This window comes from Alkalinema pantanalense CENA528 (assembly GCF_050753345.1).
Taxonomy (GTDB): domain Bacteria; phylum Cyanobacteriota; class Cyanobacteriia; order Leptolyngbyales; family Leptolyngbyaceae; genus Alkalinema; species Alkalinema pantanalense.
Genome location: NZ_JBLZFX010000028.1, coordinates 37,998 through 64,665, shown reverse-complemented (window position 1 = coordinate 64,665; position 26,668 = coordinate 37,998). Strand labels below are relative to the sequence as shown.

Genomic DNA, 26,668 nt, shown 5'->3' with positions numbered 1-26,668 from the left:
AACGCAGCAGGCTTGTGGAACTTCTACTTAGATGCAGCATAAGTTAGATAACAGTCAGGGCAAACCCTGTCCCAGAGCTGGTTTTATTTCCCAACAACTCTATTGATCAACTTGAATTTCTGGGTGAAGCTTTGCTGGATTTTGAATCGATCGATGACCTTGCTAATTGGTTGAATAATCAAGGCTAGGGGAGATCGCTCACCCTAGTCCTACATGTTAAACAACTTGCCATCTTCCAAAAACAAAACCCGATCGTGCTTTTCCAACAACCGAAAATCATGGGTTACCACCAGAACCGTCGAACCCGATTTCTCCACTCGATCGCGTAGTAGATCAATAACCACTCTCCCATTGGTTGAATCCAAGGCTGCGGTCGGTTCATCCGCCATAATAATTTCTGGATTGCCCGCCAATGCCCGAGCGATCGCCACCCGTTGCTGCTCCCCACCGGATAAATCACGCGGCAGTCTGTCCGCCTTATGGGCCAACCCCACTTGATCCAGCAACTCGATCGCCAGCCCTTTTAGTTCCCGTTTACGAAATCCTTTAATCTGCAAAGCTAAACAAATATTTTCCTCAGCGGTCAGGGCCGGAAATAAATTGAAATGCTGGAAAATAAACCCAAGATGGTGCAACCGAAATCGCGTAATTTGTGCACTGGATAGGGCATTGAGGGATTGTCCTAGCAACTTTGCATCCCCACTGGTTGGCCGCAAGAAACCAGCCAAAATTTGTAAAAGGGTGGTTTTCCCTGACCCCGATGGCCCCATTAGAAACTGCAAGCGTTGTCGAGGAATGCTGAAGCTCACCCCTTGCAGAATCGGGATGGTTCCAGCCCCCGACTCTAGCGATAGGGTAATATCTTGAGCAACGATCGCTGACTCCTCTGGGATAGCACCGGGATCAGGCTGGGACTCCCAGGACGACGATTGATGATCGGTATCAGGAGTCATGGGCTGGAATGCAAAAAGTTCTCCGAAGCTAGTAGGCTGAAGCTAGTCAGTCGTAACCTTCGACCAACGGTGCATTCAGTATAACTTTCGAGGTGTGAAAAAGACGGAGACTACACAGATTTTTTCTTAAACAATCCCCCGATCGTTGCGCCAACATTGGCGACTGCATTTTGCAACGCATTGGGTACGATCGAAGCGGGCTTCACAGCTAGCTGGATTTCCTCGTCCCGATAGTCCTTCAACCGATAACCATACTCCAAGTTTTGTGCATTCTTTTTCAGAATTGGAAACAGACGGAATGCCCCTTGTAGCAATCCCTCTTCGTTGGCAAAAATGGCTTGGTTAATCTGATTGGAGCGCTGTACAGAAATGGCTCCCACCGGATACCACGGCTTTTTATCCCGAATACGAAGGTAAATTTCGAACTCAGGCATCCCCTTCGCCTTCATTTCATCCATTTGCTTGGCCGCCTCATTCCGCTTCTTAGCGGCTTCAGAGGGGGGCTTTTTGGTTACTTTGGGTTGCCCAAATCCTTTAGTCATGGTGGGTTACTACATGAGAGGGTGATTAACAAAAGTTTATCAGGCGAAGGAACCTTCAGGGTAGACTTGCTAAAGGAGAGATCTCCCTCCCCGATCGCCTAAAGATCCGAACTCGCCACAGTCACCACTCGCCACAGTCACTATTCGCCACAGTCACTACTCGCCACAGTCACTACTCGCCACAGTCACCCTGCTGGAGGACGTTGAAGCACATCCCGTCTCCATACCCATCTTTTGCCGTGATTTGCGACTGCGATTTGCGACTGTGATTTGTGGCTGTGATTTGCAACTGCAATTAATGAAGCTTCCTAAATTTCTCTTTCTCGTACAAAAATGATCAGACTGATCCCATATCGTATCCGGTAGATGCATTGGTACTGTATCTACACAGCAGATGAATGGTTGTTTTCAACCTATGAATCCCACTGTGATAAAAGCGTTTGGAATAATAGTATTTTCAATCTCCCATTGAACTTCCACAACAAAATATATTTGCTAATGTTTACTGACGTTTTAGTGAAGAGTTTAATAAAACTATCATCTTGTTATTTCTGTTTATTTATCCATCTTTTGACTAGGTCTCTTGACAATAGAAAAATCCCAGAAAATCTTCTGGATGCCCCATCCAGCGTTTTCTGGGATGTCTTGTGCTCTATACAATTTAAGAATACCCAACAAATCTTGTAGCTACCTCCTCTTATGAGATCATCCAAGTGGGTGAAGATGGTTTAAACGATCCAAAGTGCTGAGCCTTAAAGCCTAGATAACCCAAACGGTAGTCAATACCCGTCTTTAGCTTGAGCTGAAAACAGGTCGTTAAGTCTCCCTTCATGGGCGCATCTCACTTTTGCAACCCTCACCCTAAATCCCTCTCCCAGTGCGAGAGAGGAACTTTGAATTTTGAATTTGGCTCCCCTTCCTATTTTGGGAGAAGGGGTTGGGGGATGAGGGCAAATTTGCAAAACTGGGATGCACTCTCCCTTCATCCTGTGATCTCGATCGACTAACCTATCCCGTCACCCCTTGAAGAATTTCTCAAGGGTATGAGCCAGGGGGAATTCGATCGAATCATTTGGCCCGAGGACTGGCCTCTCCCTGTGGTGGCCTAGTTCGTCGATCGTCCCTGATTCTCCGCTTTCCCTGAAACAATTCACCAATTGGCTTGCCTAGTCGGATTGCTTCGCGCCAAAATAGAAATGTAAAGGTTTTTTGCGTTTCTTAAACAGTTAGAACGTTCTTAACAGTTAACCCCTGTCTTCACGATCGAGCAATAACGGTTGAGCGAATGTTGAACAATATGGTTCAGGTGAACGCTGTCACAGCTTCGGACTCTCTCCAACAGGACTGCGATGATGAGCAATTCGATCGAGAGCAATTCGATCGAGAGCAATTCGATCGAGGGAGAGACCGTGAAAACTATGATTACGATGTCACGATCGTGGGTGGCGGCATCGTTGGAAGCCTAGCGGCCTGTGCCCTGTCCGGTTTAGGGTTGAAAATTGCCTTGATCGAAGCAAGTCAGCAATCCCTAGCGGTTGCCCGAGGCCAAGCCTACTCCCTCAATCTTCTGTCCAGCCAAATTTTTGACCAATTGGGCCTCTGGCAGCGGATTCGGCCCCAAATTGAAACCTATACCCAAGTTTATCTGTCCGATGGCCACTACCCTAGGGTGGTTCACTTTTCCCCCCAGGATATCCAGGCAGAGACGTTGGGTTATGTGGCAGAACACCGCATACTCCTAACCGAATTGCAAACTCAATTGCGTCAATGTGCTGATGTTACATGGTTGTGCCCTGCTAAGGTCTTGCAGATAGACTTTCAACCCCATGCAGCCATCTTGACGATCGAACAATCTGGGATCGTGACCACTGTACGCAGTCGTTTAGCGATCGGAGCCGATGGGGCTCGATCCCCAATTCGCCAGCAAGTTGGGATCAAAACCTATGGTTGGCAATACTGGCAATCCTGCGTCGTGGCCTTTATCAAGCCTGAAAAATCCCATAGCAACATTGCCTATGAACGCTTCCAAACCGATGGCCCCTTTGCGATTCTGCCCTTGCCGGATAATCTTTGCCGGATCGTTTGGACGGTGCCCCATAGCGAAGCAGAACGTATTCTTAAGCTCGATCGATCGAGTTTTCTGCAAGAACTGACCCAGCGCTATGGCTCCCAAATGGGCAAGCTTGACCTCGTCGGTGAACCCTACGTGTTTCCTGTGCGGTTACTCCACAGTACTCAATACGTGCAACCTCGCCTTGCGCTGATTGGCGATGCGGCCCACTGCTGCCATCCGGTGGGGGGGCAGGGGATGAACTTAGGCATTCGAGATGCCGCCGCCTTGGTCGAAGTTATCCGCACAGCCCACAGCCGGGGTGAGGACTTTGCGAACCTCAAAGTCCTCAAGCGTTATGAGCGGTGGCGGATGGTGGAAAACGTGATCGTGTTGGCCTTTACAGACTTGCTCGATCGCCTCTTTTCTAACCGGATTTTACCGATCGTTGGCCTCCGGCGTATGGGGTTGTGGATTCTCGGCAATATCCAACCCATCAAAACCCAAGTACTTCGGTTGATGCTGGGCCTTACTGGACGATCGCCACAACTAGTGGCCGTAAACCCGCCCCGGATTGCGGTCCATGGCTTGCAACGTTAAGGGTACGGGGGATCCGTAGGAGGCATTTCCTGCATAACCTCACCCTGGTTAGGATCCAGTGGTGGCAACGCAGCACAAAGCTCTTCCCCGGTAACCGCTAAAGACTGGGGATCAGTGGGTGGAATGTCTTGGGCAGCCCCAAAGTTTTGCGGCCAGATGCGAGTGTCATCCCCATGGTTTTCCTCGATCGTGGCGTCCACCGCTTCCTGAACCGCCTTTTCGACGAGGGCGGGAGTGGTTGGAAACGTCGCCAATTGACGCAGATCTTGCAGGGCATCATGGGCCGTTTGGTAGCGGATTTGAAAGTCGTAGCGCACCAACTTGGTTAACACCGCCGCAAGCTGTGTACTGACATAACTTTGATCCAGCCAATCCACCTCCCCTGTGACAGGATGGGCCTTCAGTTGGCTGGGGGGACGCCCAGTCAATGCCTGAATTGCCAGCATTCCCACCGCGTAGAGATCACTATTAATGCGAGGATTTCCTGTACATTGTTCCGGTGGCATGTAGCCTTGGGTTCCAATCCCAACCGTGAGATCACTCGCCTTCTCATCCTCTTGGAGCCCAGTTTGAATCGCTTTAACGGCTCCAAAGTCAATCAACACTAACTTGCCATCTGCCTCCCGCTGAATAATATTGCTGGGTTTAATATCCCGGTGAATCACGCCATGCTGATGCACAAAACTCAGGATTTGCAAGAGTTCTCGTACCATAGACACAACTTTTGTCTCAGGAAAATGGCGTCCCAGGGCAAATTCTTCACTCAGGGGGCGGCCAACAATCATTTCCTGGACAAGATAAAATTCGGTATCTTCTTCGAAATAGGCCAGTAGGCGAGGAATTTGATCATGGCTGCCTAACTTCTCCAGTGCCTCGGCCTCCCGCTTGAACAACCGACGGGCTAAGCGTAGGTGACGGGGGTTGTCACTTGTGGGGTGGAGTTGTTTAACCACACAACGGGGTGTGCCGGGACGCTGGGTATCTTCTGCAACATAGGTTTCACCAAAACCTCCGGATCCCAGAATTTGAATGACTTTGTAGCGTCCCCCTAACTTTTTCCCCTGCAACTCTAACTGCCGTTCATGGAGCAAATTGCGAATTCTGCTATCTTCCTGTTGGTCAATAATTTCTTGAACCACGGGCGAAGCTCCATAGCGCTTCAGGGTCTGGCGTAGGCGATCTTGAGTTCGTCGATCGCCTACAATTCCGGCGACCCCATACGTTACGCTAGTCCAAATCACGCCCCAAATCGGCAAAGCGGTTGGCACCAGAAGCAGTGCGCCATTCATCAGGCCATAACTGATACACAACCAAGTTAGGATGCTCACGCCGCCCCAGGCAAACTGCACGATCGCCCGTTGCGTACGACTTTGGAGAAGCATGACCCCCAGAATCAGCCCCAGGGTTAAAGCCCCTTTGCTCCAGGGCTGGGGGAGTCCCTCCTTAAGGGTGTCCCCTTGCATGAGATTGGCGATCGCTGTTGCCTGATATTCCACGCCCTTCATTCGTCCGACCGCAGTTTGGACAAAATCCGGCGGATTTTCTAGGGCTGACCCAATCAAGATCAACTTGTCTTTAAAAAACTGTCCGTTTCTGAGGCGATCGCTCCAATTTTCCGGCGATAGGACATAGGCGAAGGGAATCGTTTGGTCTTGAAAGGGAACGCCTGGAGGGCCATAAAACAGGACAGTATCCCCGCTGTGGGGCTTCTGGGGAAATCCAGCAACCTTCAAAGCCGCTTGTGGGAAAGAGACTGCCCCCGTTACCCGTAAATTTTCATTCTGATCAAAATCAGGTCTAATTTTGGCATCCAAAAAGGCATTTCCCAACCGATAAACCCGTTGTTGGTTTGGATCAATCCCTTCCGGTTCCAGCAAGATGTTGACAACTCCAAAGGCTGCCTTAGGGGTTTGAAAAATGCACAACGGCAGGGACAGTTGGTACTGATTCCAAGCATCGGTCTTGGGCAGAAAATGGGTCGCTAAGGCAATGCGCCCATCGTAGCGTTTCAGCACTTGCTGAAGGGCCTGATCATCTGCTGAAGCTGGGTAAGTTGCTGGATCAAGACAATCCTCAGGCTGCGCCGATACTGAGCCATAACTACTGGGCAAATCCCAAATGACATCGACGGCCACAGCCTTAGCGCCAGCCTGCATAATTTTGTCGATCGTACGGGCATAGATCTCCCGTCGCAAGGGCCATCCACCCAGAAGAGAGACCGTCTGTTCATCTACGGTCAAAATCACAATATTGCTAGGGACTGGCTGTGGGCCCCGCAATTGTTGGAAAGTACTTTGAGTATTGCGTTCTGCCACCTGCACCGCAGGAGGATTAGTTGCCGTAGCGATCGCCATCACCAGCGCTCCTACCCCTGCCACTGCATGAACCATCTGTTCAAACTTAGGTTTGGGCCAATGAAAGCGCTTTTGGAAGCGACTAAGCCGTGACTTAGGCGGCAGCGGCAACGTTTCAGTCGCAGGATGGGAAGATCCTCGTGGCATACTTCACTCTAACCGTGACTCAAAATTTAGGTCTTGTAGTTTAAGGCAACCTCTGACATGAAGCACTCGACAAACCAGACACTTCACCTGTGCATTGGCTAGTGTATTGGGAAATTTGAGGCAGCACCCTTTACAGTTCTAACACCCTAGGGTGGGGCTACCGCTTCTATCTAGCAGGCTAAATTTCTCTATATGGGGGTAAGACGCTATAGGATTAAGCATAATCGAGAATTTTAGGGTCGGAGGCTCCTAACACAATTTATCTAGGTAATCACGATCGGCTGAGACTGATTGAAATAAGACTCGTTGAAACGCCGAGAACCTTGGCCTATCTGCTTAGGGAACAGCGTACAAATAAAATCTCAAGTGAAAGGGAGTGAAAGGGTAGAAGGGTAAAAGGGTGGATGGATAGGAGATTGGATTTCTTAGCCAATCCCTTAGCCCATTGGGTAAGACGTTGTTTGACAATTTGCAACAATTAATCCATTTTCCATGCATCTATTCTTTGAAAACTTTTCCGGTACACTGCTTTATGAAAAAGTTCATCTGCAAAATTATTGACAATGTATCGGCCAAATGTGCAAGCTCTATTGCCATGGCTGGTAAACTTTTCCAGTCGTAAGTTAACGTAGATAGATACACTGACTTGATCGATGAAACGGGTGAGACTCCGTGTTCTTCGTGATGTCAGTAATTGAATACACCGAATATGCTCTATTCAAAGTTCTCGTAGAAATTCTGTCCTAGGACAGAATCAACTGAACTATCCATACCAGGTAAGCTGAGAGACTAGTTAAATTAATTCCCTAAGTTCTCTAAGGAAAGAAAGCTGGCTCCATTTGGAGAACTTTTATCCTAACTATTTGTTTCACTGAGTATGCTTGGACACCTGCCAATCATTATCTTTGCCCCCACTCAGTGAGCGTTTATGTTGAACAGCCCATGCTTATTTGTGATCAGCGATCGCTCGTTTTGCATACAAAAATTCTAGGTCTGTAAGTCCCTATGCCTTATCCACTCAGTCGGCTGTCCATTTTTGTGGACGGCAACAATATGTTCTATGCACAGCAGAAAAATGGCTGGTTTTTCGACCCCAAACGGGTTCTCGAGTATTTTGCAAGCGATAAGGGCATCGAGCTAGTCAATGCCTTTTGGTACACTGGATTAAAGGATCCACAGGATCAGCGAGGATTTCGGGATGCCTTGATTAGTCTGGGTTACACCGTCCGTACGAAGATTCTGAAGGAGTACTACGATGACTCGTCGGGGCGCTATTCTCAAAAAGCAAACCTCGATATTGAAATTGTCGTCGATATGTTCAATACCGTGGAATTATACGATCGCGTCGTTTTGTTCAGTGGTGATGGCGATTTTGAGCGGGCAATTGAACTCCTACGTTGTAAGAACACCCACATTACAGTGGTTTCCACCGAAGGCATGATTGCCCGTGAACTCCGTAATGCAACCGATCGCTATATTGATTTAAACGGAATTCGTGGATTTATCGAAAAGGTCGATTACTAGTAGATTACTCAAGCTAGATACCTGTAAGGGGGGATGACTTAGTAGCCCATTACTCCGTATGAGTATCTAATCACGATTGTCTAAGCACGAGTGTTTAATCTTCAACGCCTAATCATCGACACTTAATCACGAGTGCCCAGTCATCTGTGAGTGCAATAAACGGTGGGGCTCTCCTTTGTGCGATCTAGCCAGCAAGCATGATTCTAGGGGGTGTTCCAATTGACACCATTATCTGAATGTTGATACTTTGTAATGGTATTCCAGCAATGATGATGGGCGGAAACGGCTGTGTCAAATGAGTGAAGCAAAGGGCTATATTCCTGATATTCTGCAGTTTCAGGATGGTATTGCGGCTATTCTAGCCAGTCTCGAATAAATTGCCATTTCTCCTCATCTTCCCAGTAAGGGGCTGGGAACATCATGTGTAGGCACTGATCCAGTTCCTGTTCAATCTCGGGCATTTCAGGCCGATCGAAGAAATTGATCAGTTCGTTCCAATCCCGATCGCGTAAAACGAATAGGGGCTCAGCATGCTCTAACAGTGCACTTGGCTGTTGCCGAGGCCGAAGAAGACTAGGTGCATTGCGCCAAGGATTTTCCAGAAGCTCACTCTCCCGAAAGATGCGCATCTCGAAGTATTCCGTCCGTTCGGAAAACACAGGGCTATCAGGAGGATGATCTAGCATTGTAGGCACAGAATTGTAGACACAGAATTGTTGTCACAGCAAATTGTCATTACAGAAATTTATTGCGGAAAATTTATTGCGGAGAAGTGTGGTCACTAGATACCGGGACGTGCTGTCACTATGCAAGATCCCATAGCAAAGCTCCACTGGTCTCTTAGGCCAGCAGATGAAGATCCATTCAGTATCCTTGTTATTTCCCCGCCATAACTCCGGAATGTAGAGTAATTGAAGAGACTTCGATCGATTTAGAAGAATCTACAGTAGCCCTGATGCATGATCTAGTGTATCCTTTCGAACACATTTTTCGAGGGAAGGGCTGTATCCCTTAGAAAGACTTCATAGAAGGCTCATCATCGAGGGAATGTGAACCCTTTTGCCGTAAGCGATTCAGGGCTGCTGCAAATTCTTGAGGCCGAAATTCAACCAGATCTCCCTGAGGAAAGGAATGTAAAGAATCTAACGCTTGTACGCAAAACAGAGGGCCTTGGCGATCGTCGAAGTTGCAGGGTGGGGGTGACTGATGTAGGGCGAGAATCGCAACCGCGATCGCCCGTAATTGTCCCGGTTCGATCAGTTGCTCTACCAAAGACAGATCAATGGTGTATCCTCCGGTATATGCCCCAAGCTCTAGCTGCTGTAGTCCTCGAACTTTTATTTTGGGCAATTGATGATCCTGCCACACTGGTAGAACCTTGGGAAACGATCGCGCTACCCTCGGTGGAAATGGAGTTGTCACTTCTCGTAACCGATCGCCTCCGAAGGTCTTTACCACGTTCTGGGCTTGAGTCGTTACATCCTGCGGCTGAAATTCTTGCATGGCAATGACCGTGTCAGCCACTTCTAAATAATCCCCGCAGCCGCCCATGACCAATACCGTGGAGACTCCGTGCGCTTCGTACAATTGCCGAATGCGATCGATGAAGGGGGTGATTGGTTCCTGTTCCTTGGCAATCAAAGCCTGCATCCGTCGATCGCGAATCATAAAGTTCGTGGCGCAGGTATCTTCATCGAGCAGGAGGACTTGCGTGCCGACTTCCAGCGCTTCCAAAATATTGGCGGCTTGGGAGGTGCTGCCGCTGGCGTTGTCGGTTGTGAATTGCTGAACCGATCGTCCTTGGGGTAAATGGTTAATAAAGGGGGAGAGATCGATCGGAGGAATTCTGCGCCCATCCTCTGCCCGGATTTTCATGGCTGTCGGATTTGTTACGACCCATTCACGGCCATCTCCAGGAATGTGATTGTAAATGCCCCGTTCGATCGCCCGTAGTAAGGTTGACTTGCCATGGTAGCCCCCACCTACGATTAAGGTGACTCCAGCGGGAATGCCCATCCCCGCAACGGTGCCGCGATTGGGACAGGTCAATTCTACCCGTAGGGTTTCTGGTGTTTGGAAGGGGATGGCGGCTTCTAGTAACGGTCGATCGTCTACCCCATTCCGGCGGGGCAGAATTGCTTGATCTGCAATAAATGCGATTAAGTTTTTCTCGACTAACTGTTGGCGAATGTGATTAGTATCTTCTGCTTGTTCAACATGGGTTTGAATATCTTCGGCATTTAAATTTGCATAAATCAGTGTTTTTTCAACAATATTAGGCAGAACTTTGCACAGCAATTCGATCGCTTCTCGACCAGCGATTCTGCGACCGAAGGCAGGTAATCCCACCCTGAATCGCACTTCTACTGCATCGGTTGAAATCAATACCGATGTGCGTTCCAAAATAGCCTGTCCTGGCTGGACGATCTGAATCGAACCACTGTGGCCGCTACCAGCGCGGGGAAGTTGCTGCTGCATCGATCGTACGACCCGATCGAATTGCCGCGTCAGCCAATCCCGCAACGCAATTTCGCGAATTCTGTTGTGGAAGAGGTGGGGCGGAAATTGCGCGATCGCCTGCGGTACGATGACCCGGACTTGGCTGGGGGTGGCGAAGGGATCCCCCTGTACCCGATCGATCCAGAGGGTAAAGCCAGGAAATTCATGGCAACCTTGAATGTCTCGATAGGCTTTGTAGCTGGCTCCATCGAGGGATTGCAAACGGAAGAGAAGATTGGGCTGTGTGGGCATCGTGCAGGCAAATCCTGGGGCAACTCCTAGCTCAACACTAGTTCAAAACTAGACCAACGATCGTAGTACAATCCATAGTCCGTCCGATCTAACTTTCGATCGAACTATGGCTTGCTTACACGGATTGTTTGAGTTAACGCTCGAGTCAACTTTGAGTTCAACTATTGCTCGACTTAATGTCGCACGATTACCATGACTGACTTTATCAAGCTGGATCAATTTCTGAAATTAGTCGGTGTTGTGGATACGGGTGGCCAAGCCAAACTGTTGATCCAGGATGGGCAGGTGCGGGTGAATGGCAAGCTGGAACTGCGGCGCGGTCGCAAGTTAGTCAATGGCGATCGGGTCACCGCAATGGGTGAAACCTTTGAAGTGGAGTTGGTGGGTGATCAGGATGCTTGGGCTTAGAGCCTGGAGATCGCTCGTTTAAATTGCCAACTAAAACGGCCAGGGGATAAACCAGGACAGAATCGAGGGTGTTACCCTGAAAGAGATCCCATCCTTCACTTTCCAGTTTTCCAATGTACCTGACTTGGCTTGATAGTAACTCTTGGCTGATTGAACTTGCTGGTAAGCGGATCCTGCTTGACCCTTGGCTGGTCGATGATCTGATGTTTGGCAATGCGAAATGGTTTTTCCGAGGGTTTCGGAGCCACGATCGGGCCATTCCCGAAAACATTGATCTGATTTTGCTATCCCAAGGGTTGGAAGACCATGCCCATCCTGCCACCTTGAAAGCAATGGACAAGTCCATTCCCGTGGTGGGTTCGCCCAATGCGGCCAAAGTGGCGGAATCCTTGGGATTCACCCAAGTGACGGCCCTGCCCCATCACCACGTGTTCACCTTGGATAAGACGGTTAAAATCCAAGCGTTGGAAGGCTCGCCCATTGGCCCGACCACGAAGGAAAATGCTTATCTGCTCAAGGATTTGACCCAGGGCACAACGCTGTACTACGAACCCCACGGTTACCATTCCCCCGAACTGAAGAAGCAAGGCACGATCGATGTGGTGCTGACGCCGATGGTGGATCTAAAATTACCGTTGCTGGGATCTTTTATTAAAGGTACCTCCAGTGCGCTGCAACTGGCGCAATGGGTCAAGCCCCAGGTGATGCTGCCCACCGCTGCCGGGGGAGATATTGAATTTGATGGGATGTTAATCAAACTCTTGTCCGCCGATGGTGGCCCCGCAGATTTGCAAAAACAGTTAAAGGCGAAAGGCTTGGCGACCCAAGTTCTGGAACCTAAACCGGGCGATCGCTGCGAAATTCCGCTCAAAATGGCAGTTTAATCCATCTACCTAAACAATCAGGAGTGCCTATGGCAACTGTGTTATCGCCGCAAGATCTAGACAGCCAACTGAGCCAGCTAGAAGGATGGTCGGTTCAGGACGGCAAACTTTCCCGCCAGTTCCAGTTCACCGATTTTGTGAAAGCCTTTGGCTTTATGGCGAGTATGGCGCTGGTGTCGGAAGCCATGGGGCACCACCCGGAATGGTTTAACGTGTACAACCGCGTTACGGTCGAACTGACAACCCATGATGCTGGTGGCATTACGCTGAAGGACATTGAATGGGCGAAAAAAGCCAACGAGCTTGCTTAGATGAAGCTGGAACAGGTCATTGTGGCGTACAAATCGGGGGATGCGCTGGCGAAGCGATCGGCGGAACGGTGCGCCCAAATCCTAGAACAGCGCGGGATTAACGTCCTCCTTGGCCCCAGTGGCCCCCACGACAATCCCTATCCTGTCTTTCTGGGCTCGGTGCGGGAATTGATCGATCTTGCATTAGTGTTGGGGGGGGATGGAGCAGCCTTGAGCGCAGCCCGGAACCTGGCGGTGGCCCAGATTCCCATTTTGGCGGTGAATATTGGCGGCCATTTAGGGTTTCTGGCCGAATCCCCCGATGATTTTGATAGCGAAACGGTCTGGGATCGGCTGCTGGAGGATCGCTATGCCATTCAGCGGCGGATGATGCTGCAAGCGGCTATTTACGAAGGTCACCGCGATCTCGAGCCGCAGAGCGATACATTTCTCGCGCTGAATGAAATGTGCATTAAACCCGCCGCTGCCGATCGCATGCTGACTTCGATTTTGGAAATGGAAATCGATGGCGAGGTGGTGGATCAATACCAGGGGGATGGGTTGATCGTCGCCACTCCAACGGGGTCTACCTGCTACACAGTGGCGGCCAACGGCCCGATCGTCCATCCCGGCATGGAAGCGATCGTCGTGACGCCCATTTGTCCCCTCAGTTTGTCCAGTCGTCCGATCGTGCTTCCCCCCGGCTGCGTGGTGAGTATTTGGCCATTGATGGATCCTGATGTGAATACTAAGTTGTGGATGGATGGGGTGTTGGCCACTGCCATTTGGCCGGGACAGCGGGTGGACATTCGCATAGCGGACTGCGAAGCGCAATTTATTATCCTGCGGGAAAATTATTCCTACTACCGCACTTTGGAGGAGAAGTTGCAGTGGGCTGGTGCGCGAATTCGTTATAGTAACCACCACCGGAATTAGGGTAGGGGGTAGAGTTAGAGGGGTAAAGGGGTAGAGGGGTAGGGGATATTATTTCTTGGCAAGTTTTTGAAGATCGCGTGGTTTTATGAAGCGATCGAATTGCAGTTCACCTGGTAGATGGCTTCACTGAGAGATTCTCGATCGATCCTTCCACCTTTGAGGTTTGTCCTTTACCCTGGAAGTACAAGCTGTTTTTTCCTGATAGCACCCTCCATGGCCGATCTCCAAGCCCGTTACACCACCTTGATCGAAAACATTGTGCAAATGACCCTGAAAGGTCAAATTCGATCGAAGGAGCAGGTGTATGAGATGTTGGTGGAGGAGCTGGAACCGGGTAGTGATGAAGAATTTGCCACCTGCTTGATCGATCGCAGTACCACCACCCAACAGCAGGCGGAGGATTCCCGCGATGAAATGAAGCAGGCCAAGGCGCAACGGGCTTTGCGGGCGCTGAAAACTTTGCAAAGTGCTTGGGGTCGCTACCAGCAGGATAACCATGCCCGAGGCACGGTCGCCACTGCCATTCACCAAATCACTACCGCAGAGCCACAGCAGCGGTTATTGGCCTTTTTGACGGTTATCGATCCCAACCAAGCGAACCCCCTGACCACTGAGCAATTGAACCAATTAGCGATCGCCCTGCGCCAAGCCTTCACTGATCCCGATACCAAACAGGATTTGCAACAACTGGCGGAAGGGATTTTGCAAGGATTGAATTCGTGGCAAGCGCTGCGGGAACATCTGGTGGCCTGGATTTATGAGCGGCAGGGCATGGGGTTTGCGGAAAGTAGTCAGCGGCTGAGTCCCTGGGGCTATTGGGCCAAGCAACCGATCGGGAGTCTGCCGCGATCGCTCTTTCACGCGATCGAACTCGATCAGGCGATCGATGTCTGGGCGTCCCAGCAAACCGCTGTAAAAATGCAGGATTGGGTGGAACTCACCTTAGTTTTGCAACGGCTCCAGCAAGGATTGGGCGTCTGGGCCGATCAACGGGTTTATGATTCCAAACTGGGGGCAAAGCTCAGTGCAGCGATTTTTGTGGGCTTTTCCGCCGTGTGGGTTGGTTTGGCCAATGGTCTGAACCATGCCACGTTGCTGAATTCCCACCACCGTGAGCAGTATGCCACCGCTGCCTTTCGTGCGGCCCTCCAGGTGTTGCGATCCTTAGCGCAGCGATCGTACTTTCCCTTCTACAACAGCAGCTTTGGCATCATCGGTACCAACAATTTTCGATCTGCCATGGATTATCTCAGTGCCCCCCTGCGACAGGTGGAGGGCACCCAGGAAAAGGCCCGGTTGTTAACCCTGCTAGGCTCCTTCCTGCGCAATCGCGGTCTGCATCGCGATGCCTTGGAAATCTACACCTCCGCCCGCGAAATTGCCCAAGCGGCGTCCGATAGTCTTTGCGAAGTGGCTGCCCTCAACATGATGGGGCAAACGTCCGTGGCCCTGAAGCAATATGAGGCTGCGATCGACTACAGTCAGCGGGCCTTAATCCTGAGTCGGCAATACGGCGATCGGCTCGGGGAAGCCCATGCCTTAGCCAACTTGGGCTACAGCGAAGTTTGCCGCGCCCAAGCCCTAGAACTGCCGCCAGAGGTCTATGAAGCGGCCATGGCCTATCTGACCCAAGGACTCCAAGTCGCCCAGGTGTTGGAGGATCCTGTCTGTGAAGGACTCTGTGCCACGAGCCTAGGGCTTGCCTACATTGCCTTGAGTCAACCGGAGCAAGCCCTAGCCCACATCAAGACGGGACTCAGTTCTCTACGGCGATCGGGGGATATTTATCTCTATGGGATTAATTTGATTGCCATGGCGGAGGCTTGTTACCAACTGGGTGAGATGGATCAGGTGGTGTATGCAGGGCTGTTGGCAATCCATTACCTGCATTTCCTGGAGGCGTCGGAATGGCGACAGGCGGCAGGACTGCTGACCGTCCTTCAGGGGAAATTGGGGGAACAGTTTCTCCTATTGCTGGAGCAGGAAAAGGCTGATCTGATCCGTGTCCTAGGCCCAGAACCCTATGAGCAAACCCTCCGCCTGCTAGAAGAATACCAATCCCAGTAGTGACCAATCCCAGTAGTGAGACCGGGAAGCGCTTGGGGGCCGCCTAGAAGAGCGCAGGGAGCCAGTCAGATCGCGATTGCGCTATGGTGAGAGACGTTGCGTTTGCTGAATCCGAGGAACCCTTCCGTGAGACTGACATTCATCATTGACCCGATCGAGCGGCTTGATCCAACCCATGATTCCAGTGTTGCCATGATGGAGGCTGCGCAGGAACTGGGCCATGAAGTCTGGATTACCTATGCCAGTCAACTCAGCGTCATCGATGGTAAAGCTTGGGCCACCCTTCAGCCTGTGCAATTGATTCCCGTGACGCCGGGGGCCAATCGCTGGGTTGCGGTGGCCCACTGGTATACCTTGGGTGATCCGTCGCTGCAACCGTTGGAATCCATGGATGCGGTCTTTATGCGGGTCGATCCGCCTGTGGATACCCTGTATCTCTATACGACGTACATTCTGGACTACATCGATCGCCACAAAACCTTGGTGCTCAATGCGCCCAGTGGGTTGCGAGCCGCCAACGAAAAAATGTATGCCCTGCAATTTACCGAGGCCGTACCCACGACGATCGTCACCCAAGATAAACAAGTCATCCGCAAGTTTTTGGAAGACCAAGGCGCAGCGGTACTCAAACCCTTGGGGGGCAAGGCAGGAGAAGGGATTTTGTTTCTGGAACCGGGCGATCGTAATTTCAACTCCCTCGTCGAAATCAGCACCCACCAAGGCCGCTTGCCCATTATGGTGCAGACCTATCTACCCGATGCTAAGCAGGGAGATAAGCGTGTAATTTTGCTGGATGGGGAGCCGATCGGGGCGGTGAATCGCGTTCCTACCGGAGAAGAGTTCCGGGGCAATATGGCTGTGGGGGGACGGGCTGACCAGATTGATATCACCGATCGCGATCGGGAAATTTGTGCTCAACTGGCCCCTAGCCTGCGACGCGATGGCCTCGTTTTTGTCGGCATTGACATCATTGGCGGTTACCTAACGGAAGTGAATGTCACCAGTCCCACGGGGATTCGCGAGATCGATCGGCTTAGCCATGTCCGTCTTGGCCACCAAGTGATTGAGTGGGTGACTCAAACTCGACAAAAAATTTAATTGAATGATTTTTATCTCCCAAGTATGATTTTCCCAACGACGATTCCACCGTACATTTGTAGGACTCAATCACGTTTGAGGGGCTGACTGGATGGCCTGACTGAATGGTCTAAGTTGTTGCCTAATGGAAATCCGTTAGCCACTGTCTCCCAGGGCGTCCACTCAAGCAGCCATTGCTGATGATCATATCTGGAGGAATGGCATAGCGAATCCTATTGCTGTTTATGCTAAGGTTCCTGCTGGAATGTACGATTCAGATCAAGAGTTCTCTTGATCCCGTTTGAGACAAATTTCCTAGGTTTTGATCGCTGAGGAATGTCTTCCCTGGCACTGATCTACACGATACCGATTTGCATAACGCTCGTTTGCAGAATGGTTGTTACATACCTTGGCCTTTGACATTGGGTTCCAAGGCGTGAACGCATCGATCGCTTACCTTTGCTTGCTCCTCGCCTACGTCTTGCTAGCAGTGACTCTTAGACTTCCGCATCCCCGTAAATCTAGTTCCCCGATCAATGCCCGGTCGCGATCGGCGTGGCTCCTCGATCGCCTCCGGACAGCTTGGATGCGGAGTGGCACTTTTCTCACGGCCCTGGGGATTACTACTGGCATTATTGCATTGCGGTCAACGGGAATTTTGCAGGGATGGGAATTCAGCGTTAGTGATCAGTTTTTTCGCTTACGTCCCCCCGAACCACGCGATGAACGAATTTTAATTGTCGGCATTGATGAAGCAGATCTGCAGTGGGTGGGAGGCTGGCCGATTAGCAACAAAACGTTGACCCAGCTACTACAAACCCTTAAGGCTGCTAATCCTCGGGCGATCGGTCTTGATCTCTATCGAGATTTACCCAACGACAATCAGTATCTTGAGCTGGTTGAAGTCATGAAGTCCATGCCCAATTTAATCGGCATTGAGCAACTGCCGGATCAAAGCAATGCATCTGGGGTGAAACCAGCCGCTCCGTTGGATGAACTGGGTCAGGTAGGATTTAATAACATTATTTCGGATCCAGATCAAACTGTACGGCGATCGATCCTCTACTGGCAAGCTGACAATCGTCCCCTCTATCAAGAAAGTTTTGCTCTGAAGCTTGCGCAACTTTACCTAAAACCCTACGGGGTCTTACCCAAGGGAGCCAAGCCCAATTCCCGCGATCTGAAGTTAGGTTCCGCTGTTTTTCATCAACTTAAGGCGGATGATGGTAACTACATCCGTGCCGATGTTGGAGCTTACCAAATTTGGGTTAATTTTCGAGGAAGCACGGGGTCATTCCGCATGGTTTCCTTGAGTCAGGTGTTGAATGGTGACGTTCCTCAGGATTTGATCCGCGATCGGATTGTGCTGATTGGCTCAACGGCTATTAGCCTCAAAGATTTTTCCGCCACGCCCTACAACTCCGAACTCCATCTATTGGACAAAAAGCAACGGACTCAACTGATGAGCGGTGTGGAGTTGCAGGCCCAATTTATTAGTCAAATTATCAGTGCGGCGCTGGATCGCCGTCCGCTGTTGCACAATGGCTCAGAGGTGCTGGAGTGGGTCTGGATTGGGCTGTGGACTTGGTTGGGCACGGTGATGTGTTGGCGATTGCGAACCCCTCGGAGATCGTTGGCGGCGATCGCCGTTGCCTGCATCATTGTCGTGGGAGTGGGCTATGCCGCGTTTCGTTTTAGTTGGATCATTCCTGTGGTTCCTCCTATTCTTGGGCTGGTGGGTGCAGCGGCGGTGATTACTAGCTATGTGGCCCATTCTGAAGAAGAACTGAAGCGATCGACGGAATTTCTCCGGCGGGTGATTGATACGATTCCTGATCCGGTTTTCGTGAAAGATAAACAGCATCGTTGGATTGTGCTGAACGAGGCCTATGCCCGATTTGTGGGGGTTCCCGTGGTGGATTTGGTGGGACGCACGGTTTACGACGTGTTTCCCAAGCATGAGGCGGATGTTTTCTGGCAGCAGGATGCTCAAGTGTTTCGGCGGGAAACCGAGCAGGAAAACGAAGAACAATTGACGAATATCTACGGCACAACCTACTACATTGCCACGAAGCGATCGCTCCATAAGGATGCGGCGGGCAATTTGTTATTAGTGGGGGTGATTCGGGATATTACTCAGCGCAAGAGTGTGGAAGAAGAACTGCGTCGGACGACGGCGGAACTGTCGAAATCCAATGAAGAGTTGCGGCAATCTCAAAATCGCTTGAGCTATCTGGCCCATCATGATCCATTAACGGGACTCCCCAACCGTCAGCATTTCCATGAAAAATTGCAACAGGCGATCGAATGGGCCCAGGCAAACCGACGTCAGGTGGCGTTGTTATTTCTAGACTTGGATGGTTTTAAGCAGGTGAATGATACGTTGGGCCATGGCATTGGAGATCAGTTATTGAAATCTGTCTCAAAACGGTTAACTTGCTGCCTGCGGGTGAGTGATACGGTGGCTCGGTTGGGAGGGGATGAGTTTACGGTAATTTTGCCAGCGGTGCCTGGGATTCAGGAAGTGATTCGAGTGGCGGACAAGATTCTCCATACCCTAGCGCAGCCCTTTGTCCTAGAGGGGCACACGGTCAGAGTGACAACCAGTATTGGGATTAGCTTATATCCCAACCATGCGGAAGATATAGAGACGTTGTTACAGCAGGCGGATGCGGCTATGTATCGCGCTAAACAAGCTGGGAAAAGCCAATTCGCGATCGCGGATCAGACAGATTATCAGATAGATTAAATGCACGCTAAACTTGAATGTAGATCAAGTCAGTGCAATAGCAAGATAAATGCAATTGTAAGACAGATGCAATTGCAAGAATAAGTTTAACGGGGCTGAACAGAATGCGCTTCACGCCGAAAAGCGGTTTGGAGAAGGGTGTTGAAGAGATTGTCAGCTTCCTGGAAATGGCGATGCGCTATCTGTAGGGTGTGGGTCAGTTGCCGTTGGTATTCGCAATAATGTTGTTGAAATTTCAGCGGTGGACAGGCGATCGTGATTGCTTTTACATTAGATGCAGTAATGGTTTTTAGCCCAGATGTGGTTTTGCCGAATTGTGCAAATTGGCGTCGTCCGCCTGGGGAGTTGAGGTAGGCGCTGATGTAGGTTGGATTGGCGAGGGCGCGATCGACTCTGACCCGAATGAGGTGATTTTGGTAAACACAATTGGGTATGGCCCCCTCCCACACCGCCGATCTGCCAATTTCTTCAGGGTTGCCATGGCCTTCTACCAGTAGGAGATCGCCTGGTTCAAGTCTAATTTTCTGGAGTTCTTGGGGGGTGACCCGGATGGTTTTGATGGCATCTAAGCGCAGTTGATCTCGGTATACATTGGCGACGCGCAGATAGGGCAATTCTAGGGGGAACGCCTGCCGTTTAGGAGTGACGTGTAGGCCCTTTTGAATGGTGGCAATTTGGCCTAAAGCGAGCCTATCCCAATTTTTAGGATTGGTCACTGGATCGCCAAAGAGATCGAGAAAGATCGATCGTAGGAGTTCTTCGGTTAACTGAATGGTCTGCTTGCGCTTGTGTCGTACGGCGTTGGCTCGATTTAAAAGGGTGACAATGCGCTGTTGTTCTTCCAGAGAGGGTAGGGAAATTTGCAGGTTTTTGATGCTGTTCAAGCTCAGATTCGCGATCGTGCCAGTGACCTGTAACGCTGTGATCTGTTGAATAGCTTCTTCACTGCTAAACCAATAGGCTAAATAATCGGGGTCAACCCAATCCTGCAGCCTAATAATTGCCACAGCTTGATTACAGTTCATCGCAGGGTGACTGGGGGCCACGACGGCGGTTCTTCCCACAGTTCCCGCGATCGAAACTAGTATATCTCTGGGGTGAATGCGGGAGCGAGCCAGGGCTGCATCGGTTTGTCCATCAATGAAAAGAACGTCATCCAAGGTGATGTAATGGTTATCAATATTATTAACTCGTAAAAAGGGAATGCCTGTTTGGGAAAAACTATGACCGATCGAAGTTGGTGTAGTTCCTTTGGTGATAACCTTGGCGATCGATCGAAGAGAAACAGATTGCCAATTCATTGCTGAATTTGTCTACTAGGTTCAACTGATACCAATTCATTTATTCGTTGATCTGAATTCTCTGAATCAGTGCTTCGATCTGTTCGTGTAGCTCTGGAATTTGATGGATAACCACATCCCAAACGATATCATAATCCACCCCAAAATAGTCATGAATTAACTTGTCTCGCATACCGGCCATTCGTCTCCAGGGAATGTGTGGATGCCTTTGCCTAAAATCTTCTGGTAAGTTTTTCGTAGCTTCGCCGATTACTTCTAAACTTCTTATAAAAGATCTTTGAAATGTTGCGTTATTGAGAACATCCTGTTTACTGAGACCTTCACAGGTTTCCAGTAGATACGTTGTTTCCTCTAGAATATGCAGTCAATACACCCTAAGTGAACGAGACATATTCTACCTCGGCAAGAATTTTATCTTTTAAATAGGGGCTCAATGACTCTGGTGTCAAAAGATCTACCTTCCGCCCAAATAGATCCTCTAAGAAGAAACATAGATCCATAAAGTCAGCAAACGTCTTCATTCCTGGCTGAAATACCACCAATACATCCACATCACTTGCTTCGTTCATCTCACCGCGTCGAAACGACCCACACAACCCAAAACGATTGACCCCAAATTGCTGTAAGACTTGGTGATGATCCGCAACTAAGCGAATGACTTGCTGTTTATTCTCAACGCCCATTTCATCTCTCCTCTAACTGCTTACTGATGTTCCAGATACTAAAACCTGGGCTGCTGTCAAGTTCTGGTTAGGAGCTAACTCTGTCAATAACGCCGATCGAATTGCCATTTCCCCCTCAAATGTTTCTGTTTCATACAACCCCTCCACCCGCGTCAGGATCGTGACTCGCTCCACGATCGGATCAACAATCCAATACTCTGCAATTCCCCGCGCTTCATACTGCGATCGCTTGTAGCGATAATCCCGATCTATATTTTGCTTCCCTGGAGAAACAATTTCCACCACTAAGCGAGGTGGCGGCATTTCCATGGTGACGGTCGATCGAGTTGCTCCAGCTAGTGCCTCTGCTAACGCCTCAGATAACACCATCAAATCCGGTACCCGTACCCCAACCCGTGCCCCCAGCACCACCAATTCTGTTTTCATGGTTAAATGCTGAGGCAAAACACCGCATTGAGCAAAATAAATCAGCAAAAACGTGGCGATGCGTCGATTCACCTCACTTTCTGGCGGCATAGCAATTAACGCTCCATCTTCCAACTCATACAGGGTGTCAGTGCCATCCTCGTAGGCTAGGAAATCTGCTAACCCCATCGCAGTCACTGCAACTGTCATAGAAGCCACACCTCCAAAAGAACGGGCTACGGTACTCCTATTATCCCAACATTTTTTCGATCGCATCGAGATCCACCTGAATCTCCTCCTCCAAGGCCCGTAATCTTTGCAAAATGACCTGGGGGGCCTCATACTGAACCGCCTCATGGGCTGCCTGCTTGTAGCGATTCAGGGATAGGTCGTAGCCATTGGCTGCAATTTCCCGAGATGAGACAAAAAATGCTTTGTGGCTTCGATCTGTCTGTTGTTCTGGATTACGGGTTTGCCAACGGTGTAGGACATCTGCAATGTCACTCTCCGCCACAGGTTGCCGCCTATCATCCAGCGAAAATCCATCCGCCTGCATATCGTAGAACCAAACCTGCTCCGTGCCTCCCTGCTGTATCCCCAGTTTGGTAAATATCACGATCGCCGTTGAGACACCCGTATAGGGCTTAAACACGCCCGCAGGCAGGGAAATGATGCCATCAACTCGGTGCTCCTCGACTAAAATCCTACGAATGGTTCGGTGGGCCTTAGATGAGCCAAATAGCACTCCGTCGGGCACAATTACGGCTGCCCGTCCCCCCGGCTTTAGTAACCGTAAAAACAATGCTAGAAATAGTAATTCTGTCTTCGTTGTGGGGACCGTTTGGGTGAGGTTCTTGGCAATCGTAGCTTTTTCGATCGACCCTTTAAACGGAGGATTGGCTAAAATCAGTGTAAAGGCTTCCTCCACCGCTGCATGCTCCTCTGACAATGAATCCCGCGCCTCGATGAGGGGATTGGTAATGCCGTGTAGCATCAAGTTCATGCTACTAATTCTTAGCATCGTTCCATCAAAATCAAAGCCGTGGAACATTTCACGGTTCAAATGTACCCAATTCTCAGGGGGGTTGAGTAATCCATTCCCCTGACGGTTTTTGAGATTCCGCACGTATTCTGCTGCTGCAACTAAAAAGCCACCAGTTCCACAGGCTGGATCACAAATTACCTCCTGCGTTCCCGGAGCCATCAATTCCACAATCATCTTGATGATATGACGCGGTGTCCGAAACTGACCATTCGTTCCTGCTGTACTCAGTTTGGAGAGCATATATTCATACAGATCGCCCTTGGTATCTCGATCTTGCAGAGGAATTTGCCCAATTTGTTCCACCACGGTTGCTAGGAGTGCTGGAGAGGTCATCAAAAAGACAGCATCCTTCATGTGCTGGGCATAGGTTGTGGGATGTGTTCCCTGTCCCATTGTTTTCATCCACGGAAATGCTTCGTCTCGGACAATGCGCAGCATTTCCTCTGCATTGGCTAAGTGCTGAAAGTGAGACCAGCGTAAATGCTGTTGCTCGGGCATAAAGACCCGATCGCCCAGGGTGGGGTGCAAAGGGTGGACGTTACGTTCTTTGGCAAGTTCTAAATCATCTAATCGCTTCAGAAATAACAAATAGGAAATTTGTTCAATGATGGAGAGGGGATTGCTAATACCGTTATTCCAGAAGGTGGTCCATAATTTATCAACTTTGGACTTTAACTCACCGGTGATCATGGTTTGCCCTGCTACATTGGCTTCCTATCTACCATGCTACAGTGCCGTCGTCCCTAGCAATCCATTCTCCCCCGCAAGGGCATAGCCTGATCTTCCCCTAGCCTTATACAATGGGGGATGGTAATTTTTCTGGGTCGCGCCGATGACTGCCTCTCCAAAACTGCTCCTTGTAGACGGACACTCACTCGCGTTCCGATCCTATTATGCCTTTGCCAAAGGTCGCGATGGCGGGCTTCGGACTTCCACCGGGATTCCCACTAGCGTTTCCTACGGGTTCATTAAAGCGTTGCTAGAAACGATCGAGGCAGAAAATCCAGATTACATCGCGATCGCCTTTGATCTCGGTGGAGCCACCTATCGCCACGAGGCGGATGAAACCTACAAAGCCAACCGTGCTGAGACTCCTGAGGATTTTATTCCTGATCTCAATAATTTACAGGAAATCCTCAAGGCGATGAATTTGCAAATTGTGGTGTCTCCGGGGTATGAAGCGGATGATGTGATTGGAACGATGGCCCGCAAAGCCAGTGCGGAGGGATTTCAAGTCAAGGTATTAAGCGGCGATCGGGATTTATTTCAGTTGGTGGACGAAGCGGGACGCATCAAAATTCTCTACATGAGCACTACCTTTGGCAAAGCCACGCCGCCGCCTAAGGAGTTTGGCGTGGAGGAAGTCAAAACGAAAATGGGTGTGCTGCCGTCCCAAATTGTTGATTTTAAAGCCCTCTGCGGCGATCCATCAGACAATATTCCTGGGGTGCGGGGCATTGGCGAAAAAACGGCGGCCCAGTTGATTAATACCTATGGGTCTTTGCATGGAATTTATGACGCGATCGATCAACTCAAGGGAGCCGTTAAGAAAAAGCTAGAAGAGGGCAAGGATTCTGCGCTCCATTCCCAATGGATGGCTCAGATTCATTTGGATGCTCCGTTGCCTGTGCCCTTGGAAGATTGCCAGTTGCGTGCCTTTGATGGTCAAGCGGTGGGCCAAGAACTGGAACGGTTGGAATTCCGCACGTTTAAATCCAAGATGGAAAAGCTGCGGCAGCGCCTATCTGGAGAGGTGGTTGAGTCTACGGGAACAGAGCCTGGGAAGGCTGAAGCTAATCGCGCGAGTGCGATCGATGATAGTGCGGAAGATACCTGGTTCTTCAGTCCAGAGGAAACGGAAGCGGCAACTCCCCCGCCAACGATGAAGATTACGCCCTGGATTGTCGATACGATCGAACAGCTTAATCAGTTAGTAGAACGGTTGAAACAGCAAAAGGATATAAATTCTCCGGTGGCGTGGGATACGGAAACGACATCGTTGGAACCCCGTGATGCCGAATTAGTGGGAATCGGTTGCTGCTGGGCTGGAACTGCTGATGGCATGGCCTATATTCCCCTACACCACACCACAGGACAGAATTTACCGAAACAACAGGTGCTGGAAGCGTTGCGCCCGATTTTGGAAAGTGCCGATTATCCCAAAGTGCTGCAAAATGCCAAGTACGATCGCTTAGTGTTGCAATTTCAGGGTGTGCACTTATCGGGCGTGTTTTTTGATACGATGCTGGCCAGTTATGTGATTAATCCAGAACAAAAGCATGGATTAAAGGATCTGAGTGAAGCGTATTTGAGAATCACTCAGCAAAGTTACGAGCAACTGGTGCCTAAGGGGAAAACGATCGCGGATGTGTCGATCGCGGCGGCGGCTCATTACTGCGGGGCGGACGTTTACACGACATTTTTGCTGCGGGAAACGCTACAGCAGGAGTTACAGCAATCTCCCAGCCTGTGGAAGCTGTTTACAACGGTGGAACTGCCGCTAGAACCTGTATTAGCTGAAATGGAAACGATCGGGATTCGCATCGATAGTGGCTACCTGAATGAATTCTCCAAAACCCTGGAACAGGATTTACAAAAGCTAGAGGAACAAGCGCACCAAGATGCAGGGCGGGAATTTAATTTAGGATCGCCGAAGCAACTAAGTGAGCTATTTTTTGATCAACTAGGGCTCGATCGGAAGAAATCTAAAAAAACAAAAACAGGTTACTCAACAGATGCGTCAACGCTGGAAAAACTCCAAGGGGATCACCCAGTGATTGATGCAATTATTGAGCATCGCACATTATCGAAATTAAAATCGACTTACATTGATAAATTACCGACCCTAGTTCGTCCAGATACCCAGCGGGTACATACCGATTTTAATCAAGCGGTGACGGCGACGGGACGCTTGTCGTCCTCGGAACCGAATTTGCAGAATATTCCCATTCGCACAGCCTTCAGTCGGCAAATTCGTAAGGCGTTTCTGCCTAAACAAGGTTGGTTACTGGTGGGGGCGGATTATTCCCAGATTGAACTGCGGATTTTAGCCCACCTGAGTCAGGAACCGACGCTCTTGGATGCCTATCGCAATAACCAGGATGTCCACCGTTTAACGGCGACTTTGCTGTTTGAAAAGGAAGAAATTTCGTCGGAAGAGCGACGACTGGCGAAAATTATTAACTTTGGTGTGATCTATGGCATGGGGGCCCAGCGGTTTGCGCGGGAAGCTGGGGTGAAAGCAACGGAGGCAAAACGGTTTATCGATCGCTTTAACGAACGTTATCCCCGTGTGTTTGCCTACCTACAGCAAATGCAACGGGATGCGATCGCCCAGGGCTACGTAGAAACAATTTGTGGGCGGCGGCGTTATTTTTCCTTTGGCAGTGATGTGTTGAAACGGCTGCGAGGGGAAGATCCCAACATGATCGATCTCAGCCAGATTAAATTGCGGGATCAGTACGATGCCCAGCTATTGCGGGCTGCGGCCAATGCACCGATTCAGGGTTCCAGTGCAGATATTATCAAATTGGCCATGATTCGATTGTCTGAACAGTTGCAGCAGTATGAGGCGAATTTATTATTGCAAGTGCATGATGAATTGGTTCTGGAAGTTGATCCCACGGCTTGGCCAGAATTGCAGCCTGTAATTAAAAATACGATGGAACAGGCAGTTGAGTTAACAGTACCGCTCGTCGTGGAAATTCATGCAGGAGAAAACTGGATGGAAACGAAGTAAACCCATCAGCTAGCTTGTTAGGATTTGTGATTGGTGATTGGTGACTTTAGATAGGAATAGGTTGGAAAAAATCGGTGACGAGACAATTTAGGCTACGTTCCTAAACTGATTGTGTAAAAAAGTATAAAAAAACCGAGGCTTTCATCGTAGTGATACCCAAGCC

The 26,668-nt window shown here is 49.9% G+C and carries 21 protein-coding genes; 11 read left to right on the top strand and 10 right to left on the bottom strand.

The window, feature by feature from the left end; translation table 11 throughout:
• The first annotated feature begins 47 nt into the window (after positions 1 to 47).
• Entirely contained in the window at positions 48 to 188 is a 141-nt protein-coding gene (locus ACN4EG_RS11580; RefSeq protein ID WP_431629594.1) for a DUF4351 domain-containing protein, read from the top strand.
• A gap of 21 nt (positions 189 to 209) precedes the next feature.
• On the opposite strand, the gene ACN4EG_RS11575 is transcribed toward ACN4EG_RS11580, so the two are convergent.
• Complete coding sequence (locus ACN4EG_RS11575; protein WP_431629590.1) at positions 210 to 953, bottom strand: ABC transporter ATP-binding protein; 744 nt, start codon at positions 951 to 953, stop codon at positions 210 to 212.
• 110 nt (positions 954 to 1,063) lie between these two features.
• Positions 1,064 to 1,495 carry an HHL1-like protein gene (locus tag ACN4EG_RS11570; protein WP_431629588.1) on the bottom strand — a complete coding sequence of 144 codons (432 nt, stop codon included), beginning with the start codon at positions 1,493 to 1,495 and terminating at the stop codon, positions 1,064 to 1,066.
• Positions 1,496 to 2,792: 1,297 nt separating this feature from the next.
• On the opposite strand from ACN4EG_RS11570, the gene ACN4EG_RS11565 reads away from it, so the two are divergent.
• Positions 2,793 to 4,145 carry an FAD-dependent hydroxylase gene (locus ACN4EG_RS11565; protein ID WP_431629587.1) on the top strand — a complete coding sequence of 451 codons (1,353 nt, stop codon included), beginning with the start codon at positions 2,793 to 2,795 and terminating at the stop codon, positions 4,143 to 4,145.
• On the opposite strand, the gene ACN4EG_RS11560 is transcribed toward ACN4EG_RS11565, so the two are convergent.
• Positions 4,142 to 6,646 (bottom strand): protein kinase domain-containing protein, encoded by a 2,505-nt coding sequence (locus tag ACN4EG_RS11560; RefSeq protein WP_431629586.1) that lies wholly within the window; start codon positions 6,644 to 6,646, stop codon positions 4,142 to 4,144. The genes ACN4EG_RS11565 and ACN4EG_RS11560 overlap by 4 nt on opposite strands.
• A gap of 1,005 nt (positions 6,647 to 7,651) precedes the next feature.
• On the opposite strand from ACN4EG_RS11560, the gene labA reads away from it, so the two are divergent.
• Positions 7,652 to 8,170 (top strand): low amplitude/bright protein LabA, encoded by a 519-nt coding sequence (gene labA, locus ACN4EG_RS11555; RefSeq protein WP_431629585.1) that lies wholly within the window; start codon positions 7,652 to 7,654, stop codon positions 8,168 to 8,170.
• Positions 8,171 to 8,523: 353 nt separating this feature from the next.
• Here the strand turns inward: labA and ACN4EG_RS11550 are convergent, their stop codons facing one another.
• Both ACN4EG_RS11550 and ACN4EG_RS11545 read right to left on the bottom strand, forming a co-directional pair.
• Complete coding sequence (locus tag ACN4EG_RS11550; protein WP_431629583.1) at positions 8,524 to 8,856, bottom strand: hypothetical protein; 333 nt, start codon at positions 8,854 to 8,856, stop codon at positions 8,524 to 8,526.
• Positions 8,857 to 9,181: 325 nt separating this feature from the next.
• Positions 9,182 to 10,921: an ABC-ATPase domain-containing protein gene (locus ACN4EG_RS11545; protein ID WP_431629581.1), complete on the bottom strand. Its 1,740-nt coding sequence runs from the start codon at positions 10,919 to 10,921 to the stop codon at positions 9,182 to 9,184.
• 192 nt (positions 10,922 to 11,113) lie between these two features.
• Here ACN4EG_RS11545 and ACN4EG_RS11540 point away from each other — a divergent pair, with 192 nt between their 5' ends.
• The 7 genes from ACN4EG_RS11540 to ACN4EG_RS11510 all read left to right on the top strand — a co-directional run bounded on the left by ACN4EG_RS11540 (position 11,114) and on the right by ACN4EG_RS11510 (position 19,332).
• A complete protein-coding gene (locus ACN4EG_RS11540; RefSeq protein ID WP_431629580.1) occupies positions 11,114 to 11,329 on the top strand; it encodes an RNA-binding S4 domain-containing protein in 216 nt (71 codons plus the stop codon).
• A gap of 113 nt (positions 11,330 to 11,442) precedes the next feature.
• The gene (locus tag ACN4EG_RS11535) at positions 11,443 to 12,213 is read left to right on the top strand and encodes an MBL fold metallo-hydrolase (protein ID WP_431629578.1); all 771 of its coding nucleotides are present in this window, start codon (positions 11,443 to 11,445) and stop codon (positions 12,211 to 12,213) included.
• A 29-nt stretch (positions 12,214 to 12,242) separates the two neighbouring features.
• Positions 12,243 to 12,524 carry a 4a-hydroxytetrahydrobiopterin dehydratase gene (locus ACN4EG_RS11530; RefSeq protein ID WP_431629576.1) on the top strand — a complete coding sequence of 94 codons (282 nt, stop codon included), beginning with the start codon at positions 12,243 to 12,245 and terminating at the stop codon, positions 12,522 to 12,524.
• Entirely contained in the window at positions 12,525 to 13,439 is a 915-nt protein-coding gene (locus tag ACN4EG_RS11525; protein ID WP_431629575.1) for an NAD(+) kinase, read from the top strand.
• A gap of 213 nt (positions 13,440 to 13,652) precedes the next feature.
• The gene (locus ACN4EG_RS11520; protein ID WP_431629573.1) at positions 13,653 to 15,506 is read left to right on the top strand and encodes a tetratricopeptide repeat protein; all 1,854 of its coding nucleotides are present in this window, start codon (positions 13,653 to 13,655) and stop codon (positions 15,504 to 15,506) included.
• Between the two features lie 126 nt (positions 15,507 to 15,632).
• A complete protein-coding gene (gshB, locus tag ACN4EG_RS11515; RefSeq protein WP_431629572.1) occupies positions 15,633 to 16,604 on the top strand; it encodes a glutathione synthase in 972 nt (323 codons plus the stop codon).
• Positions 16,605 to 16,992: 388 nt separating this feature from the next.
• Complete coding sequence (locus ACN4EG_RS11510) at positions 16,993 to 19,332, top strand: CHASE2 domain-containing protein (protein ID WP_431629571.1); 2,340 nt, start codon at positions 16,993 to 16,995, stop codon at positions 19,330 to 19,332.
• An 86-nt stretch (positions 19,333 to 19,418) separates the two neighbouring features.
• Here ACN4EG_RS11510 and ACN4EG_RS11505 read toward each other — a convergent pair whose 3' ends face one another.
• From ACN4EG_RS11505 to ACN4EG_RS11485, 5 genes are read right to left on the bottom strand one after another with little or no spacing between them, the layout of a single operon-like run.
• A complete protein-coding gene (locus ACN4EG_RS11505) occupies positions 19,419 to 20,633 on the bottom strand; it encodes a restriction endonuclease subunit S (RefSeq protein ID WP_431629570.1) in 1,215 nt (404 codons plus the stop codon).
• A gap of 40 nt (positions 20,634 to 20,673) precedes the next feature.
• Positions 20,674 to 20,991, bottom strand: coding sequence for a HepT-like ribonuclease domain-containing protein (locus tag ACN4EG_RS11500; protein WP_431629592.1), 318 nt, complete (start codon positions 20,989 to 20,991; stop codon positions 20,674 to 20,676).
• A gap of 16 nt (positions 20,992 to 21,007) precedes the next feature.
• The gene (locus tag ACN4EG_RS11495) at positions 21,008 to 21,316 is read right to left on the bottom strand and encodes a nucleotidyltransferase family protein (RefSeq protein ID WP_431629569.1); all 309 of its coding nucleotides are present in this window, start codon (positions 21,314 to 21,316) and stop codon (positions 21,008 to 21,010) included.
• Between the two features lie 12 nt (positions 21,317 to 21,328).
• On the bottom strand, positions 21,329 to 21,931 hold the full coding sequence (locus ACN4EG_RS11490) for a Uma2 family endonuclease (RefSeq protein WP_431629568.1): 603 nt from the start codon (positions 21,929 to 21,931) through the stop codon (positions 21,329 to 21,331).
• 40 nt (positions 21,932 to 21,971) lie between these two features.
• On the bottom strand, positions 21,972 to 23,456 hold the full coding sequence (locus ACN4EG_RS11485) for a type I restriction-modification system subunit M (protein ID WP_431629567.1): 1,485 nt from the start codon (positions 23,454 to 23,456) through the stop codon (positions 21,972 to 21,974).
• A 142-nt stretch (positions 23,457 to 23,598) separates the two neighbouring features.
• On the opposite strand from ACN4EG_RS11485, the gene polA reads away from it, so the two are divergent.
• On the top strand, positions 23,599 to 26,505 hold the full coding sequence (gene polA, locus ACN4EG_RS11480) for a DNA polymerase I (protein WP_431629566.1): 2,907 nt from the start codon (positions 23,599 to 23,601) through the stop codon (positions 26,503 to 26,505).
• The last annotated feature ends 163 nt before the right edge of the window (positions 26,506 to 26,668 follow it).